This is a genomic window from Syntrophomonas sp. (assembly GCF_028707975.1).
Lineage (GTDB): Bacteria > Bacillota > Syntrophomonadia > Syntrophomonadales > Syntrophomonadaceae > Syntrophomonas.
This window is the reverse complement of sequence record NZ_JAQVZX010000041.1, coordinates 1-18,076: the sequence shown is the minus strand read 5'-3', so window position 1 is coordinate 18,076 and position 18,076 is coordinate 1. Positions and strand designations below refer to the sequence as shown.

Below are 18,076 nucleotides of genomic sequence, written 5' to 3'. Positions count from 1 at the left end.
TGGCGGTAGTAATCGAAGCGGAACACATGTGCATGACCATGAGAGGGGTACGCAAGCCAGGGGCCTTAACTGTAAGCTCTGCAGTTCGTGGCATTTTTGAGACCAGGCCTGAAACCCGCGCCGAAGTCTTCTCTCTAATTAACCAGAAAAGCTAAATAACACCAGGGACAGCTCCCTGGTGTTATTGGCTTAACTGTATGGAGGGGTTGGATAAATTTTCATCTTGTTCCACAGCCTTCATCTGTTAAAACAAGCCTACTATCTCCCCGTCAGGTTTTATATCAATTTTCTCTGCCGCTGGCACTTTGCCCAGACCCGGCATGGTCATAATATCTCCCGCCAGAGCAACAACAAATCCTGCTCCAGCCGAGAGCTTTACTTGTCTTATATTTACCTCAAAATCTGTGGGCCTTCCCAGGAGTTGGGCATTATCCGATAGGGAATATTGGGTTTTAGCTATGCAAACCGGTAGATCCCTAAAACCTGACTCTTCATATTTTAGCAGCATCCTATCCGCTTCCGCCGAATATTTTACACCGCCGGCACCATAAATCTCTCGAGCTATGGTTTCTATCTTCTTCTTAAGGGGCTGTTTTAAATCATAAAGGAACTTGAATTGACTCCCCTGCGCGGTAGCCAATACCAACTTTTCGGCCAGGTCAATGCCACCATCTCCTCCCTCTGCCCATACCCGGGAAATGGATACCGCAGTTTGCATGGCCGCACACGAGGAGAAAACATAGTCAACCTCTTTACTGGTATCGCTGGGAAACTCGTTAAGAGCTACAACTGCGGGAACTCCAAATTTCCGGATATTTTCCAGATGTTTTTTCAGGTTTTCCATGCCCCGGGACAGGGCTTCCAGGTTTTCTTCCCCAAGTTTGTCTTTCTTCACTCCACCGTGATGCTTTAAGGCTCTTATGCTGGCAACCAGTACCACGGCATCAGGAACCAGATTTCCATAGCGGCATACAATATTAAAGAACTTTTCGGCTCCCAGATCAGCTCCGAATCCAGCCTCTGTCACCATATAATCAGCCAATTTGACCCCCAGGCGAGTAGCCACTATACTATTTGCGCCATGAGCGATATTGGCAAAAGGCCCTCCATGAATAAAGGCCGGGGTATTTTCCAGGGTTTGCACCAAATTAGGCTTGATGGCATCTTTCATTAATAAAGCCATGGAACCCGCCGCTTTCAAGTCGCCAGCCGTGATAGCCTGCCCCTGGTGGCTATAGGCCACAACAATTTTGGCAAAGCGTTCTTTCAAGTCCATAAGATCGGTAGCCAGGCACAGGGCGGCCATTACCTCGGAAGCTACAGAGATATCAAAACCTGACTCCCGCGGAACTCCATTGATCCTTCCACCCAGCCCCAGTACAACATTTCTGAGAACCCTTTCATTCAAATCCATTACCCGGCGCCAAACGATTTGGCGAGAATCAATATCCAATTCATTACCCTGATGCAAGTGGTTGTCCATCAAGGCTGCCAGCAAGTTGTGGGCTGTGGTTACAGCATGGATATCCCCCGTAAAATGAAGGTTAACATCTTCCATGGGTACCACCTGAGCATAACCACCCCCGGTAGCACCGCCCTTGATTCCGAAAACAGGACCCAAAGAGGGCTCGCGCAGGGCTATAATGGCTTTCTTCCCAATTTTATTAAGAGCCTGTCCCAACCCAATAGTAGTAGTGGTCTTGCCTTCCCCTGCCGGGGTGGGGCTGATAGCGGTAACCAGCACCAGTTTCCCTTGCGGCTTGTCTTCTATTCTCTTCATGATATCCAGAGAAATTTTGGCCTTATAGGGCCCGTAAAGTTCCAATTCGTTTGGCTCTATACCAATCCTGGCAGCAATCTCCGTAATAGGCTGCATTTTTGCGCTTTGGGCTATTTCCACATCAGTTTTCATCAATTACTTCCCCCATTACCATATTTTTTGATTATTCTTGCCAAAAACATTTTATAGTATTTTTTCGCTTGGGGCAAATATGTAGTGATTTTGTTCCGCTGCGTATAGCCTTCAAAATTATTGCCTATAAGGAAATACGCCCCCCACTTGTTAATGCTACGGTACACCAACAAATTGTTCCACAATTTCTTCGATGCTAAAAATTAGCGGAAGAGCAGGTTGCATATATACACCGAAGCTAGAAAACCGCTTATATCAGCAGTTAGACCAGTCAGGAGGGCATAACGGTATTTTTTTATCCCTACCGAACCGAAATATACCGTCAAAACAAAAAAAGTGGTATCGGTGGTTCCCTGCATAACTGAAGCCAGTCGACCAATAAGGGAATCCGGTCCATATATTTTCATCAGCTCCGTAGACATTCCCAGAACAGCACTGCCGGATAGGGGACGCATGACAGCGAGGGGAAGAATTTCAGAAGGAGCGCCAATGAGGGCTGTCAAGGGAGCAACGGCCCGACTGAGATATTCCATAGCTCCGGAAGCGCGAAAAACAGAAATGGCCACCATCATTCCCACCAAAAAAGGTATGATTTTAACTGCCGTGTAAAAGCCCTGCTCCGCTCCTTCTACAAAGCTTTCATAAACCGGCACTTTTTTAAGCATACCGTAAAGCGGCACGCTTAAAAGAAGAAAAGGGATGGCCCATTTGGAAATTAGGGTGAGAATGCTTAGAAGCACTTAGTCCTTCCCCCCCCAGGGACTTCGAGTGCGGAACCAGTAATCTAAGCTAACGGCCATAAGCATGGCCATACTGGTGGCAAAAATACAGGCACCCACTATTTCTGTGGGATTAGGCGATCCCAAAGAAACCCTGACACCAATAATGGTAGCGGGGATGAGAGTTATACAGGAGGTATTTAATGCCAGGAAGGTGCACATTGCGGTAGAAGCTTCCGGGGAATCTGAATTAAGCTTCTGCATTTCCTGCATAGCCCGCATACCGAAAGGTGTGGCGGCATTGCCCAAACCCAACATATTAGCGCTTAAATTCAGGATAATAGCCCCTAAAGCCGGGTGTTCCGGAGGAATGCTGGGAAATAAGCGAACCATCAAAGGTTTCATTAAGCGGGCCAGAGCCTGTATCAAGCCTCCCTGCTCAGCTATTTTCATAATGCCCAACCACAGGGCCATTACTCCCACCAGGTCAATGCAGATTTTTACCGCTCCCTGGGCAGCAGTAAGAGCAGCTTCAGTCACGACTTCAATATTACCGTTAAAAGCAGCTACAATAATTCCTGAGGCCAGCAGCAGAAACCAAATTAGATTCAGCAAAGCCTTCATCCCCTCAAACACTGTTGGTCTTTTTGAAGGGTATGATTATGCTGCATAAATTAGAACTTGCCCGTCTCCTTCTGCCCCGTCACCCGACCTGCTGCTTAACCTGCTTAAATTTCGGAAAATTTATCCCTTTTCTTAAACAGCCCTTCCATCTTATCTATAATCTGAGGAACAAGGTCAATAACCCGTTCCGCCAGGTGATTGCCAGTGACTGATAAGAGCCGCACATCGTTCATTCTTACTACCAAAAAACCCATTGGCCGCACCGACACACCCGCACCACTGCCACCAGCAAAAGGCAATTCCGTGTTTTTTGATGAGCCGGTTAATTCGTATTCGCCTCCGCCAGCGGCAAAACCACAAGCAACTTGAGAGATGGGAATTATAACCGTACCGTCATTGGTCTCCACCGGATCTCCTACCACCGTATTTACATCCACCATGTCCTTGATGCTTTGCATGGCCGTTTGCATTAGGCTTTCAATAGGGTGGTTCTGCTTTTTATCCTGTAATTCCATGCTTATACCCCCATCATTGATTTAAAAAACGTCAGGACTCTGCTCCCTGAAAAGAACCGGCTTCTTTTTTTTGCCATGTCCTTCTTGATGAGACTATGAGCCAGCAGTCTGACAACTATAATCATAATATGTACTGTTCGCATCTTTACTATGCAATCCAGGTGGCTGGCAAGCTTTATTTCCGAAAAATCCGGCAGCACTTCAATTTTCATTTTTTCCAAACGACTGCATGTGCTGATAAGGCCGATAAAGCTTCCCTTTAGGGCCCATAAGCCACCGCTGCAAATAGCAGTATCCATAGCATTTTCCAATCCAATGACGGTTTTCCATTCCAGTTTTTCAATCCGGAGTTTTTTATTGCCGACAAGAATTACATCAATTATCCCTATTCGTGAATAGATTTCTGGCCTATTATCCTTTTTTTCTAAATCAGAAATGAATATCCTGGCTTTTTCATAGATATCACCCACAGAAAGGTTAATCTGGGTGTCAAAGCGGTAGTGAAGTCTTTGGTGGAAGGGGTGGAAGAGGGGTTTAAATTGAATCAGCAAATTTTTGCTGTCATCGCTTTCGTTTTCAGCAGCTAGTAGTTGAATGAGTATTTCAACTTTTTGATATATGAATAAAACCAATACCATTCCCAGACCAAACAAAAGGATGCACCAGACCGCCATTTCTTCAAGTCTCCTGTTTTTCCATATTATTCCCCAGCTTGAAGACCTTATGCATCACTATTTACCTGGATTGTTTTAGCTCCTCAATTAGCTTTTCCACAGTAGAAATTACTTTGTATATCTCATCATCTATCCGCATATTGGGTCGGCCCATGCGGAAGAAAGGGCAATGCAAATTATAATCGCTAATCTTTTTGTCAATCCTTTGCAGAGTGAAACGGCTTTCTGAATAGAAATGAGCTTTTTTACTTTCAAATCTTCTTTCTGCCGGCGAACTATGTCCCTGCGAATAAAATATCGTGGTGTAACGCTTAAAATAATCAACTTCCTTCCAGAACTTATCTATTTCGCGGTCAATCTGTTTACCCAATTCAATCCAATAAGGAGCAAAATTATTATCTTTTAGAATCTTAAAGGTCATTCGCAATTCCTGGGGCTCAAACGGGTTTTCCTCCAAAGAAATAGGCTTTCCGCTGCCCTCGAGGTTGTTGAATTCTCCCCGCTCCTGAGCTTTGCGAATCTGGTTTTCTACCAGGTCCTGTGTACTGCTCATATAACGGGCCAATCTCTTTCCCTGCTGTGCTCTTATTTTTATTTCTTCCTCAATAGACCTTTCCGCCACCAGCTAATCCCCCTTAAAGCTAAAAAACCCGGCTTCGCAGCATTGCTTTGCCAATTTACTATTACCCTATTTGCGAATTACCCCCTATGGCCGCAGGGCACAACCACCGATAAGAATAGGAGTATTACCGGAGTTATTATAGACGCTGCAACCTTAATAGTGACACCCGCAGGGTGGAACACCAGGAGTACCCGCAGAGTGATTCACGAGAGATATATTATGATATATATCAAAAGGACCGTCCCCATGATATATTACGATTCTTCTAAATCGGGCAACTCTTTAAGACCAGTCAAACCAAATACCTTCAAGAACTCCTCTGTGGTAGCATAGAGAACCGGTTTCCCCAGTACAGCCTTATGCCCCACTTCTTCAATCAGACCTTTTTCCATTAAAGTATTGACTATTCTATCGCTCTTGACGCCCCGTATCTGCTCTATTTCAGCCCGGGTAATGGGCTGTCGGTAAGCAACAATAGCTAGAGTATCCAGAGCCGCAGCCGATAGACGCTTTCTAAGCGGTTTCTCCATGCGGGAAAGAATATCTGAATAGGCCGGGCGCGTACACAGCATATATCCACCATCAAGCTCTATTATTTGCAGCCCCCCCCTTACATTATTATTATACTCCAAAATCATTTCCTGTAATATTTCTTTCAGTTCCAGCAGAGGAATATCCAGTATTTCCACCAGTTCGTCCTTCCCCACCCGACTGGCACGAACAAAAAGAACCGCTTCCACTGCCGCTTTAATCTGATCTCGCATCAACATTTAGACCGCCACCTGTAAACGTATTTTTATTTCCCCAAAGCGTTTTTCCTGAACAGCTTCTACCTTCTGCAATCTAATTAATTCCAGCAGAGCCAGGAAGAAAGCCAGCGCTTCCCTGAAACTGATAACTCCCTGGAAAAGATCTTGTAATATTAGCTCTCCGTTTCCTTGTCCCAGGCACTCCACTATCTCTTCCATTTTTTCGCTGATATTCACATCTCCCTGGGGAAGCTTGAATTTCTCTTTAGTATCAGGCAAATCCCTCAAAAAAGACTGGAAAGAGCGCCACAACTGAGCAGCATCCCCAACCAATTCTTCGATCCCCGTCATTTCGTCCTCGCTATCACGGAAGAATACCCGGGGAAGATCTCCATTATGGCGCGACAGTAAATACTCAGCCAGCTTCTTGTATTTCTTGTAATCCAAGAGCCGCTGAACCAACTCCGCCCGCGGATCAGAACCCTCCTCTTCCTCCCTTATCTCCACCCTGCTGGGCAGCAAAATCCGCGATTTCAGATTCAGCAGGTAAGTAGCCATGATGAGAAAATCGCCAATATGTTCCAGGTTAAGCTCTTCTGTTTGTTGTAAGTATTCTAAATATTGGTCGGTTATAACAGCAATAGGTATGTCATATATTTCTAATTGTTGCTCTTCAAGCAAATAAAGAAGCAAGTCCAGGGGTCCATGAAAAGCTTCCAGGTCAACTACATAGTTCATATACTCCCTCCCCCCGACCGGATTTCCCGGGGTAGTGTTAAAAGACTATGGCATATAAAATAGTATTCAGTAAATTGGCCAAAGGCAAGAAAATATAAGCGGCGGCTCCGGTTATAATAAGCAACAAGAGTATCAACGGCCCATACTGTTCCAGGGAATAGAATATTTCCGCCCCGGAGTCGGGCAGTAAACCCGCTACTATCTTGGAGCCATCCAGAGGCGGTAAGGGTATCAAATTGAAAGCTGCCAGAATCAAATTAATATAAATCAAGGGATGAATTAGATTTATGGTCATTATAGCCCATTCCTGTTCTTGAAACGGAAGCAGGTACTTGTAAGCCAGCATACCCAAAAAAGCCAGCAGAATATTCATCCCTGGCCCCGCCAGGGAAACCAGCATCATACCCTGTTTGGGGCTTACATTCTTAAAATTATAGGGGTTTACCTGTACCGGTTTGGCCCATCCAAAATGAAATAAGAAAAGCATAAAAAAGCCTATCCAATCAATATGAGGCAAAGGATTGAGAGTCAGCCTCCCCTGGTAATAGGGCGTACTATCACCCAAAAGATCGGCTACCTTGCCATGAGCATATTCATGAAAGGTCAAGGCAATCATTATAGCCGGTAGCGCTATCAACATTTCACTCAGCGACTGGATCATTGTTATACTTCCCCTCCATCATCCACTTTTTTACCGTTTGCAGTTCTCCCTCACGGCTTTTGATTACTCCATTGAGTTTCTGCTGGTATAATTCATCAAAGATGAAGCGGAATTCAGGCCCTTGTTTTAGCCCCATCTCCTTAAGGTCATAGCCGTTAATCTCCACTTTTATCCGCTCTTTTAGATCCAGGTAGTTAACCAGCTTTTCCCACAAAAGTTCATCCCTGATAGACAGGAGCAATAGTATCATACTCTCATTGCTCCAGCCATCCAGTTTGCGATCCATATCACCCGGCAGAATTTCACGGTTTTCCCGCAAGTATTCTACCATCTGCGGAACTTGCAGGGACTCCTCTATAGCTTTTCGCGCATAATTGTCTAAATGGTAGCGTTTGGTGACCTGGATGACCATTTCTTTATCCACCCCGGCCAGCAAAACCATTAAATAGGCTAGCCAACCCTTGATTTTCTTCCCGTAATAACGTTCCTCCCACCAGGTGATAATGATGGGGGTTCTCTTAATCATGGTCCGGCTCACTTTATTAAGGTCTATTTCCGGAATGATATACTCCCACACCCCGATTTCCATAATGCGATCCAGGGCCGGAAGGGGGTCTATCTCGCTGAGTAAGAGCATCAATTCCTGTATAATCCGCTTGTAGCTAAGTTTACCCAGTAGTCTCCGCTCTATGGCATCCTTGGCAAAGCGCAGGGTATCTTCTTCAATGTTGAATTGGTAACGCTGCTCAAAACGAATGGCTCTAATTATTCTGGTGGGATCTTCGACAAAGCTGAAATTATATAGGATACGGATCAGTCCTTTTTCCAGGTCTTTTCGCCCGCCAAAATAATCGATTAGATCACCAAAACTATCCGGATTCAGGGCTATGGCCAGGGTATTAATGGTAAAATCGCGGCGATACATATCCTCCCTGAGGGAGGCCTTTTCCACCTTGGGTAGAGCAGCGGGAAACTCATAGTATTCGGTACGGGCAGTTGCTATGTCTATTTTGGTACCATCTGGCAGTATAAGTACCGCAGTACGAAAGCGCTGGTGGATTCTTGCTTTCCCCCCCAGATGCTGGGCCATTTTCCTGGCTAGTTCTTCACCGTCTCCTTCTACCACCAGATCAACATCAAAATTAGGAACGCGTAAGAAAAAGTCACGAACAAAACCTCCCACACAATATGCCCTGCTGTCAATAGCTTCAGCCAGTTCGCCAGCTAAACGGAGAGTAGCAATAAGTCTGGAAGGCATTCGTTCCTGCATAGTAACAAGATAGTTCTGGGTTTCCTCCCCACTCCAAGAATAAAGGACTTCGTGATCCTCAGGGTAATCTTCACCATGTAGAGTTCTCAATATGTCAGTACGCGATACTATTCCCAGCAGTCGATTATTCTCAGCAACAGGCAGCCTGCCAACATCATATTCTACCATTAAGCGTTGTATCTCCCCCACCGGGGTATCCGGAATTACGGAAAGAACTCCGCTGCTCATAAAGCCCTTTACCGGGGCATGACCCAGATCATGAATTCTGGCTTTGTCCACATCACGGCGGGATATGACCCCAATCATCTTTTCCCCTTCAACTACCGGCATTCCCGTATGTCCGTAGCGCAACATGACCCGGCCAGCCTCTTCCATACTAATGCCCTGGGGAATAGTTTTTACGGGGGTTGACATTATGTCACGAGCCAGCAAACCAGGCTGAACCGTTTTCCCCAATTCTGCCATGATAAACTCCACCACCTCAGCGAGGCTTTGGCCCTTTACAACCGCGGACGCTGCCCGGTCATGTCCTCTTCCTTTGAGCTCCCTCAAGACCTCGTTAACCTTCACATTGTTGGTTCTGCTGCGCCCGACCACAATGACCTTACCCTGCATTAGAGCGACAGTAAAGGCCACATCACAGTTTTCTATTTCCAACAAGCGGTAAGTTACTGTATCCAAACCCGGAATAAATTCATTGCTATCCCAGGTCGCTACCACTATGTCAATGTTTTTAACTAAATAGTGCCGGGAAGAATTCAGTAAAACATGTAACAACTGCCTTTGTTCCCCAGAGAATGGCTGATCCATAAAGTTGGACACCACCGATAAATTTGCTCCCCGACTCAAGAGAAAAGCCGCTGCGGATATATCTCTGGGAGTCGTTGAGCTAAACAAAAGACTACCGGTGTCTTCATAGATGCCCAGGGCCAGAATGGTGGCATCAAATGCACTTAAATTGATCTCACGCTCAATAATCTTCTCCACCAGAAGAGTAGTGACAGCGCCCACTTGTTCCACTTCACTAATACTGGCCGGCAAATCATCTTCAGCTGGCGGGTGGTGGTCATAGATATAAAAATCCATACCCTCCTGCGAAGCCAGGTCTTTAAGATGGCCCAAGCGGTTTGCACTGGCGGTATCCACCACAATCATCCTTTTAACCTGTTTCAAATCTATTTCTTTGGGATATTTGATAGAAAAAAGATCTTTGTACAAGGCCATAAACTGGCGGATATTTTTCGAAAGGGTACCAGAAAAAACCTTTACTGCGCCAGGATAAAGCTTGCCGGCAGCCACCATGGCTGCCAGTCCATCAAAATCCAGGGCATTATGCGATGTTATTATTTCCACAATTAGTACTCCTTTACTTAAGGATAACTGCATTATATCATACCTTGATAAGCTTGGAGAGTTATGGCCTTAGAAGTAGAAAAGCTATTGTTTTTAATCCACATCTTTCCTATAATTATGGGCAAGCAATTCGGCAGGGGGTTAGTGAACAAGTGTATGAAAAAGTAGAAAAGTATAGCGTAGAGCCAATTTTGAATACCGGCTTCGAAGTAAAGGGGCAATGGAAAGACGATTTGCATAATATCCATTGCCGTCTGGTTTTTGATTTTGATAATTTTAAAATTATCGATGCTGAAGCCTGGGCCGAGAGTACTCCTTTTCCCATCTGTCCACAGGGGCTGAAAAGTATTGGCAACATCATAGGAAGCACAGTGGGACCTGGCTTCAATCGCGTGGTCAGCGAAAATATTATGGGGAAAGAGGGCTGTGTTCATCTGGCCGAGCTGGTCATGAACTCGGTAAAAGCACTGGTGCAGGCCGCTTCCCGCGATAAACCGGAATGGGTGGAAACGGGAGACTATACCCAGCGTTGGAATAATTGGATAAGGATGTACCAGGATCAATGTATATTCTTTTCTCAGCCTGGTGTCTTCGAAAACTCCCAGGAAGAAATTCAATCGGCCTTTAGAAGCAAGAAATAGCATAACGGAAGACGGAACGATGACTCCACTATATCGTAGGGACGGTTATCATATAATAGGTTTAGTAAGAAAAGTAAGGGGTAAGGGGTTTAATATATTTCCTACTACATCTTACTATTCAAGCGCCTACTAACTCACTTTCATCGCTGCTTGTGGCCTTTTAAGCCTCGGGGATAAGGTCGTTGCTCACAAGGCAAACGAAACATCCCCCTGTCCCGCTCCAACCTTTCCGGGATAAGGTCGTTGCGCAGCAAATCCTCATAGTCTTCTCGTTTTATTATCAACTCCGCCTGACCCTGATTGACCAGAACCATAGCCGGCCGGGGCAGACGGTTGTAGTTGCTGGACATGCTATAATTATAAGCCCCGGTAGCCAGAACCGCCAGAATATCTCCCGCCTCCACCGGGGGGAGCTCTATATCCCAAATTAACATATCCCCGGATTCACAACATTTACCGGCGATAGATATGGTTTCTTCAGGTTTTTCTACTGCTTTATTGGCCAGTAGAGCCCGGTATTTGGCCGCATAAAGAGCCGGACGGGGATTATCGGTCATACCCCCATCTACAGCCACATATTTGCGTATCCCCTTAACTTCTTTGTATGAACCGAGTGTGTATAGGGTCAATCCGGCCGGGCCAGCAATAGCCCTCCCGGGTTCAACAATAATACGAGGTACTTTTAGTCCATGCTGCCGGGCTTTTTCCTGGACTACCGGCATAACCGCCTCCGCCCATTCTTCCGCTTTGCGGGGTTCATCTCCAGCAACATAGTAAATACCCAGACCCCCTCCCAAATTCAGTTCCTCCAACTGGCATCCACTTGTTTTCTTTATTTCCGCCCAAAAATCCATCATTATGGAACTGGTATATTGAAAGGATTGCATGGCAAATATTTGAGAACCAATATGACAATGCAGGCCAACTAGCTTAATTCCAGGCATGGATAAGGCCTTCTTGACCCCTTCCATGGCCTGCCCATCAGTAAGAGTAAAACCAAACTTAGAGTCAATCTGCCCGGTTTGAATATATTCATGGGTGTGGGCCTCTACTCCGGGAGTAACCCGCAAGAGTATCTCCTGTTGACAATTCTCCTCAGTACAAAGCTGGTTTAAAAGTTCCAATTCACAAAAATTATCTACTACTATCCGGGCTACCCCGGCACAGATAGCCATTCGCAATTCTTCCGGACTCTTGTTGTTACCATGGAAATAAACTTTTTGCATGGGAAAGCCGGCTTTTAATGCCGTATATAGTTCGCCTCCGGAAACCACATCCAGGCCCAGGCCCTCTTGCTCAACTATCCTATAAATAGCCATGGTAGCAAGGGTCTTACTAGCATACAGCACCTGGGAATCACCATAGAGCGCGAAAGCTTTCTTTATATTCCGGCAATTTTGCCGGAATCCCTCCTCATCTATGATCCACAGGGGGGTACCAAATTCGTGGGCCAGATCCACTGTATCCATCCCACCGATTTCTAAATTACCCCGGCTATTTATCTTCATGGTCCCCGTCAAATGCAAATTCTTCACACCTCTCCAAACACTGATAAATTGTGCTCATCTTATCATTCAACCCCTGGGAGCGTCAACAGCCAGCGGTAAGAATACATAATACTAGAATTTTTCACCTATTTCCTGCCGTCAGCTATTAGATCTCCTTCTTCTCCTCCTCATCTTTTTGCTGTCGTTTTAATCTGTCAATCTCCACCTGCAATTTCTTGTTGCTCACAGTAAGTTCTCTGATTCTACTGGCAATCTGAAAATAGCGTACACTATCCAGGAGAAAAGTGAGCAAAGCCCCACTACACAAAGCCAGTAATATAACCAGGGCCAGCGAAATTTCCGGCGAAACCCAGTTCAAAAAATGCACTTCAACCATAGCGGTATTTTGGTAAATAAATACTCCGGTTATAAGAGCGATAAACAAGGCAATAAATAAATACGCACGCATATATTCTCCTTCCTTTTCCACTTCTTTTAGAACGACCCAACACACAGTTTACCAAGCCTAAGTAACAGCTTAGTAAGAAAAGTGAGGAGTGAGGGGTAAGGGGTTTAATTCATTTCCTACTACATCTTGCTATTCAAGCGCTTACTAGCTCACTTTTCATCAGAACTCAAGCAAATTACTCTGAGTTAAATAGATATAACTGACACTGAGCGCCAGACCATGGGTGGTTAGTAAACAAATAAGTGATTCCATGCTTGACTCTACCGCAAAAACCCCTCTTGTTGCATAAGGGTTGCATAAATATACAAAGCGCTGGCGAAGCCTGATTCGGAACGACACGGGGGTCGTTCCCTACACACCCTTTGGTCGCTTTTAATGTAGCTAAGCGGTATATTTATGCAACCCTTATGCATATTTATAACTTTTTGCAGTGACATCATGCTTGTATTTTCACTGAGTAAAAAAGGGACTTCATTAATGAAATCCCTTTAAGGACTGGTTAAATTCCGCCTTCCGTCCTCCGTTTTCCGTCCTATGCCCTCTGCTTTATATCATAGTATAAAGGACTGGCAATAAATATGGATGAATAGGCTCCAACAACAAAGCCAATCAACATAGTTAAAACAAAAATCTTAATAGTTGAACCGCCAAAAAGGTATAAGGTTACCAGGGGAAATAATACGGTAAGAACCGTATTTACCGAGCGGTTCATAGTCTGCATAATACTCTTGTTAAGCAAAGTAGTCAGGTCATCCCTCGTTTTTAGCCGCAGATTCTCTCTAATCCGGTCAAATATAACTATGGTATCATTTATGGAATAACCTACTATGGTAAGTATGGCTGCAATAAACGCTCCATCAAGCTCCCATTGAAAGATGGAGAATATCCCCAAGACTATCAAGACATTATGGAATAAAGCCACTACAGCCGCCACCCCAAAAGTCCACTCAAAGCGAAAACTGATGTATACCAGCATCAATAGCATAGCTATCAGTACCGAGAGAACGGCGTTCCTGGTCAGTTCACTGCCGATAGTGGCTCCCACACTTTCGGCACTAAGGTACTCCACATTTTTAAATTTGGCCGCAAATGCTTTATTAATCTGCTCCGTCTGTTCCTGATTCAATTCCCGGGTACGGATTAGGAACTCATTGCCGCTTTTTTGAATAGAGGCCTGATCAATAAACTTAAACTCCTCCATAGTTGAGCGAACCTCAGCCGAAGAAACCGCCGCATCCATCTTGAAGCGTAAAAGAGAGCCTCCTTCGAAATCAATGCCCAGTTTGAACCCCTGTACGAATATGGAAATCAGTCCCAGGATGATAAGTATGGTGGAAAAAATAAAAGAATACTTTCTGTTCTGAATAAACTGCACTCTTTACACCTCCTTTTTATACCCCATATAATTTATGATTCTTGGTCAAGTCAGCGGATAATACCAGCAAATAGCGGGTAAAGGTAAGTACTACCAGCATACTGACAATTATACCTATGGAAAGAGTTACGGCAAACCCCTTGATTGGCCCGCTGCCGAAATAGAGCAGGACGAAAGCAGCAATCAAGGTGGTCAGGTTGGCATCGAATATAGTCCAGAAGGCGCGATTGAATCCAGCGTCGATGGCAGCCTTCAAGGTCTTGCCCCAGCGCAATTCTTCCTTGATTCTCTCATAAATAATGATATTGGCATCAACCGCCATACCGATAGATAATACGAAGGCCGCTATCCCCGGCAGGGTCAATACCGCACCAAACAGGGTCATAGTTCCCAAAACCAGAATCGAATAAAGCACTATGGAAATATCGGCCAGAAACCCGGGCAAGCGATAATATCCCAGCATAAAAATCAGAATAGCAATAAGACCAGCAATTCCGGCTTTCACGCTCTTACTTAAGGAATCGCTTCCCAGGGTAGGACCAACCGTCCTTTTCTCCAGGATTTTAAATGAAACCGGCAAAGCACCGGAACGCAATAATACTGCCAGGTTCTCCGCTTCCTTGGCGGTAAAGTTACCGGTTATCCGGGCACTTCCATCGGTAATCGGGCCGGATACAGTAGGAGCACTGATGACCTTGCCATCAATCACAATCATCAAAGGTTTGTCGATATTGGCCGTAGTGGCATCAGCAAAGAGCTTGGCCCCTTCTTTATCAAAATCAATGGCTACTTCAAAACCCTGACCTTCGCCGCTGGCTCTGGCCTGCGCTTCTGTCAGATGTTTCCCGGTAACCAGCACCTTGCCTGTCTCATCCCAGAACTCAAGCTCAGCCGTGTTTTTGATTATATTCACCGCTTCTTCCGGATCATCTATCCCGGCCAGTTCCACCACCACCCGGCGGTCACCCTGGGGATAAATCAGCGGTTCACTGACCCCGAGCTTGTCCACCCGGTTTCTAAGTATACCTACGGCCTTGTTTATAGTATCGGCGCTTATCTTCTGTCCCTCTTTTTCCTGGGCCTCCAGAACCACATGCAGTCCACCCCTGAGATCCAAGCCCAGATTCAGGTTTTTTAATATGGGCTGGTAAGCAAAATAGGTCAAAGCACCAAGGGCTACAATAATAGCTAGAATTACTGCAACGCTGAAATTCTTTTGCAACTTCAAAAATCCTCCTTTCAGAACTCCTTAATTATAGTAATTGCACCCCGTTTATCACCAGTTCAAATTCACAACCTAAAAAACCGGCCGCCCGGCGACACAAAAGCATACGGCTCATAAAAATCTCAAAGTATTCCATTACCGGGCAAATACTGGTGTCAATTACGAGTTCCATAGTAATAACCTTCTTGTTTTCATCAATATTCAAAGTAGAGCGCTCCACGGCATAATTAACCCGGTCATGTATATCAAAAGTAGCTACATCCGGATTCCTGACCCGGTTGCGATGAACGTGGGATTTATCCGCCAGTATCAAGGCCGCCGCCACTTCGTTTACCGGATGACCGCTACCTTCATCGTGATTACCTATGGCCGCAGTAATTATAGCTGCTTCCTCTGGCAACATACCCATCCGCCGGAGTATCTCCATCGCCATCAAGGCCCCACTCTGGCTGTGGCCGATACGGTTAATTACATTACCTATATCATGCATATAGCCGGCAATCCCGGCCAGTTCGGCCAGGCGTTCATCGTAGCTCAGCTTCATCATGATATCCTTGCTCAAAGCCGATACCAGAGAAAGGTGCAGCTGGCCATGGTCGGTGTATCCCATCACGCCCAAATGCTCATTACCTTTTTGAATAAAAGTGTTGATTATGGGGCTGGATCTGACATCTTTCAGAGTTACCATTTATCTAATCCTCAACCTTATAGGCCACAGCTTTTCTGAGCATTTCTATTTCCATATTATCAGCAACTTTAAGCATAATTGTGTCCTCTTTGACCCGGCCAATCTCTCCTCTAATGCCGCCGATGGTAACCACCCGGTCACCTTTTTTCAATTCTTCTACCATTATCTTATGTTTCTTCTCCTGCTTTTTCCGGGGCAAGATGAGGAAAAAATAGAAGATGGCCAGGAACAAACCAAAATAAATAGCTATTGTCATCCATTCCGAACTTCCCTGTGTAGCCAAATTATCACTCCTTAAATTTAGTATAACTTTAATAATATTCGCCGCTCAATGCTTAAATCCTTCTAAGCGCCGATATAATTATGGAAAAACTCCCGGTAAAAGCTGGGGAATTCTCCTTTTGCTATGGCCGCTCTAATGTCAGCCATTAATTGGAACAGGAAATAAAGATTGTGATAGCTTAGCAATCGCTGAGCCAGTATCTCCTCAGCCTTAATTAAATGCCTGATATAGGCCCGGCTGTAGCTGCGGCATACATAACATGGACACTGGGAATCAAGAGGAGAGAAGTCCTCCGCATAAAGAGCGTTGCGCACTGTTATCTTACCCCCGGTAGTATAGGCAGTTCCATGCCGGGCCAGTCGGGTCGGTAAAACACAATCAAACATATCCACTCCTAGCCTGACCCCTTCCAGCAAATCCTCGGGAGCACCCACTCCCATAAGGTAACGGGGTTTTTCCCGAGGCAGCATCCGGGTGGTAACTTCCAGGGTATCATAGAGCATTTCCTTGGGTTCTCCGACACTCAAACCGCCGATGGCATAGCCGGGGAAATCCAAAGCAGTCAGCTCTCCCACACTCCTTTCCCTTAATTCGGGATAAACACTGCCTTGTATAATCCCAAATAACACCTGCTTATCATTATTATGAGCCTTTTTACACCTCCCGGCCCAAAGACTGGTTCTCTTCACCGCCCTTTCCGCTTCCTCATAGCTACAAGGGTATGGAGCACACTCATCAAAGCACATGGCTATATCCGCCCCGAGTTTTGCTTCAATCTCCATTACCTTTTCGGGAGTAAGGAAATGGCGCGAACCATCGATATGGGAATGAAACCAGACTCCATCATCGTTAATTTCACGCAATTTGCTCAGGCTAAAGACTTGAAATCCCCCACTGTCGGTCAAAATGCCTTTCTTCCAGTTCATGAAGCCATGCAGGCCACCGGCCTGTTGAATCAGTTCACAACCGGGACGCAGGTACAAGTGATAGGCATTGGCCAAAATAATACCGGCTCCAATTTCATATAGGTCCTCGGGGGTAAGAGTTTTGACCGTTGCCTGGGTACCCACCGGCATAAATATTGGGGTATCCACCGTAGCATGAGCGGTGCTTAAGCGGCCCAACCTGGCCGCAGATGTCTTATCCTCTTTTAGCAGTTCAAATTCAAACATCCAGTTCAGCCTCAATACTCTTTACTTTACCAGCATGGCATCTCCGTAGGAAAAAAATCGGTAACGATTTTCCACCGCATGCCGGTAAGCCGCCAAAGTGCTTTTCGTTCCCGCAAAGGCTGCCACCAGCATCAACAAGGATGATCCAGGGAGATGAAAATTGGTCAACAATTTATCAATAGCCCGGAATTGATATCCCGGAAAAATAAATTTATTGGTTTCACCTTTCCCGGCCAAAAAACCACAATCTTCATTATAAACGCTTTCTAATGTTCTTACCACCGTTGTTCCCACCGCCACTATCTGCCCCCCGCTTTTCCGGGTTAAGTTAAGCAAGGCCGCCGCCTCTTCTGCAACCTCGAAATACTCAAAATGCATATTGTGCTGGCGAATATCTTCGTTCTTCACTGGTCGAAAAGTTCCCATCCCCACATGCAAGACTATCCGCACAATATTAATCCCCTGAAGAGCAATGTCATTCAAAATGTCGGGGGTAAAGTGCAGGCCCGCTGTAGGTGCGGCCACTGATCCGCTTTTGCCAGCATAAACCGTCTGGTACCTTTCCCGGTCCAGTTCTTCATCGGGCCGATTTATATAGGGTGGCAGAGGGATATGCCCCTGTTCCTGCAACAAGGTATCCTCATCAACACTATCCTGAAAGCGGACCCGGCGTCCACCGGCAAAATCCAGCTCTTCCACAATTTCAATAACCAGCGGTTGATCCGGGGAAAGGAAAACCTGGCTGCCGGATTTCAGCCTCCGGGCCGGCTTCACCAAAGCTTCCCAATCATCACCAAGCTTTTTTAGAAGTAGTATTTCCACCCGGGCCCCGCTTTCTTTATAGGCAAAAAAGCGCGCCGGAATAACCCGGGTTTCATTCAATACCAGAGCATCCCCCT

20 protein-coding genes are annotated in these 18,076 nt (G+C 45.7%); 2 read left to right on the top strand and 18 right to left on the bottom strand.

Going from position 1 to position 18,076, the window contains the following annotated elements:
* Positions 1-155 (top strand): GTP cyclohydrolase I (locus tag PHP87_RS06980; RefSeq protein WP_299919905.1); only part of this gene is annotated, 155 nt, incomplete at its 5' end.
* Positions 156-244: 89 nt separating this feature from the next.
* On the opposite strand, the gene PHP87_RS06975 is transcribed toward PHP87_RS06980, so the two are convergent.
* From PHP87_RS06975 to PHP87_RS06930, 10 genes are all read right to left on the bottom strand, one after another.
* Positions 245-1,912 carry a formate--tetrahydrofolate ligase gene (locus PHP87_RS06975; RefSeq protein WP_299919903.1) on the bottom strand — a complete coding sequence of 556 codons (1,668 nt, stop codon included), beginning with the start codon at positions 1,910-1,912 and terminating at the stop codon, positions 245-247.
* A 203-nt stretch (positions 1,913-2,115) separates the two neighbouring features.
* On the bottom strand, positions 2,116-2,652 hold the full coding sequence (locus tag PHP87_RS06970; protein WP_299919902.1) for a spore maturation protein: 537 nt from the start codon (positions 2,650-2,652) through the stop codon (positions 2,116-2,118).
* On the bottom strand, positions 2,653-3,246 hold the full coding sequence (locus tag PHP87_RS06965) for a nucleoside recognition domain-containing protein (protein ID WP_299919901.1): 594 nt from the start codon (positions 3,244-3,246) through the stop codon (positions 2,653-2,655).
* 113 nt (positions 3,247-3,359) lie between these two features.
* Positions 3,360-3,770, bottom strand: a complete 411-nt coding sequence (gene ytfJ / locus PHP87_RS06960; protein ID WP_299919900.1) for a GerW family sporulation protein — start codon at positions 3,768-3,770, stop codon at positions 3,360-3,362.
* Between the two features lie 2 nt (positions 3,771-3,772).
* Positions 3,773-4,444 carry a DUF2953 domain-containing protein gene (locus PHP87_RS06955; RefSeq protein ID WP_299919899.1) on the bottom strand — a complete coding sequence of 224 codons (672 nt, stop codon included), beginning with the start codon at positions 4,442-4,444 and terminating at the stop codon, positions 3,773-3,775.
* 61 nt (positions 4,445-4,505) lie between these two features.
* Entirely contained in the window at positions 4,506-5,066 is a 561-nt protein-coding gene (locus PHP87_RS06950; RefSeq protein WP_299919898.1) for a DUF1992 domain-containing protein, read from the bottom strand.
* Positions 5,067-5,320: 254 nt separating this feature from the next.
* Positions 5,321-5,836, bottom strand: coding sequence for an SMC-Scp complex subunit ScpB (scpB, locus tag PHP87_RS06945; RefSeq protein ID WP_299919897.1), 516 nt, complete (start codon positions 5,834-5,836; stop codon positions 5,321-5,323).
* Positions 5,837-6,553 carry a segregation/condensation protein A gene (locus PHP87_RS06940; RefSeq protein ID WP_299919896.1) on the bottom strand — a complete coding sequence of 239 codons (717 nt, stop codon included), beginning with the start codon at positions 6,551-6,553 and terminating at the stop codon, positions 5,837-5,839.
* Positions 6,554-6,590: 37 nt separating this feature from the next.
* Positions 6,591-7,214 carry a site-2 protease family protein gene (locus PHP87_RS06935; protein ID WP_299919895.1) on the bottom strand — a complete coding sequence of 208 codons (624 nt, stop codon included), beginning with the start codon at positions 7,212-7,214 and terminating at the stop codon, positions 6,591-6,593.
* Positions 7,195-9,837, bottom strand: a complete 2,643-nt coding sequence (locus tag PHP87_RS06930) for a CBS domain-containing protein (RefSeq protein WP_299919894.1) — start codon at positions 9,835-9,837, stop codon at positions 7,195-7,197. The genes PHP87_RS06935 and PHP87_RS06930 overlap by 20 nt, the downstream gene beginning before the upstream one ends.
* 152 nt (positions 9,838-9,989) lie before the next feature.
* Between PHP87_RS06930 and PHP87_RS06925 the strand changes: the two genes are divergently transcribed.
* The gene (locus PHP87_RS06925; RefSeq protein ID WP_299919893.1) at positions 9,990-10,478 is read left to right on the top strand and encodes a DUF2889 domain-containing protein; all 489 of its coding nucleotides are present in this window, start codon (positions 9,990-9,992) and stop codon (positions 10,476-10,478) included.
* A 140-nt stretch (positions 10,479-10,618) separates the two neighbouring features.
* On the opposite strand, the gene lysA is transcribed toward PHP87_RS06925, so the two are convergent.
* The 8 genes from lysA to queA all read right to left on the bottom strand — a co-directional run.
* Positions 10,619-12,004 carry a diaminopimelate decarboxylase gene (gene lysA / locus PHP87_RS06920; protein ID WP_299919904.1) on the bottom strand — a complete coding sequence of 462 codons (1,386 nt, stop codon included), beginning with the start codon at positions 12,002-12,004 and terminating at the stop codon, positions 10,619-10,621.
* 127 nt (positions 12,005-12,131) lie between these two features.
* Positions 12,132-12,434, bottom strand: coding sequence for a lipopolysaccharide assembly LapA domain-containing protein (locus PHP87_RS06915; protein WP_299919891.1), 303 nt, complete (start codon positions 12,432-12,434; stop codon positions 12,132-12,134).
* A gap of 532 nt (positions 12,435-12,966) precedes the next feature.
* The gene (gene secF, locus PHP87_RS06910; RefSeq protein WP_299919890.1) at positions 12,967-13,809 is read right to left on the bottom strand and encodes a protein translocase subunit SecF; all 843 of its coding nucleotides are present in this window, start codon (positions 13,807-13,809) and stop codon (positions 12,967-12,969) included.
* Positions 13,810-13,825: 16 nt separating this feature from the next.
* A complete protein-coding gene (secD, locus tag PHP87_RS06905; RefSeq protein ID WP_366942898.1) occupies positions 13,826-15,031 on the bottom strand; it encodes a protein translocase subunit SecD in 1,206 nt (401 codons plus the stop codon).
* 31 nt (positions 15,032-15,062) lie between these two features.
* A complete protein-coding gene (locus PHP87_RS06900; RefSeq protein WP_299919888.1) occupies positions 15,063-15,722 on the bottom strand; it encodes an HD domain-containing protein in 660 nt (219 codons plus the stop codon).
* 4 nt (positions 15,723-15,726) lie between these two features.
* Positions 15,727-16,005, bottom strand: coding sequence for a preprotein translocase subunit YajC (yajC, locus tag PHP87_RS06895; RefSeq protein WP_299919887.1), 279 nt, complete (start codon positions 16,003-16,005; stop codon positions 15,727-15,729).
* Between the two features lie 62 nt (positions 16,006-16,067).
* Complete coding sequence (tgt, locus tag PHP87_RS06890; protein ID WP_299919885.1) at positions 16,068-17,177, bottom strand: tRNA guanosine(34) transglycosylase Tgt; 1,110 nt, start codon at positions 17,175-17,177, stop codon at positions 16,068-16,070.
* 21 nt (positions 17,178-17,198) lie between these two features.
* A partial coding sequence (gene queA / locus PHP87_RS06885) for a tRNA preQ1(34) S-adenosylmethionine ribosyltransferase-isomerase QueA (RefSeq protein ID WP_299919883.1) occupies positions 17,199-18,076 on the bottom strand: 878 nt, incomplete at its 5' end.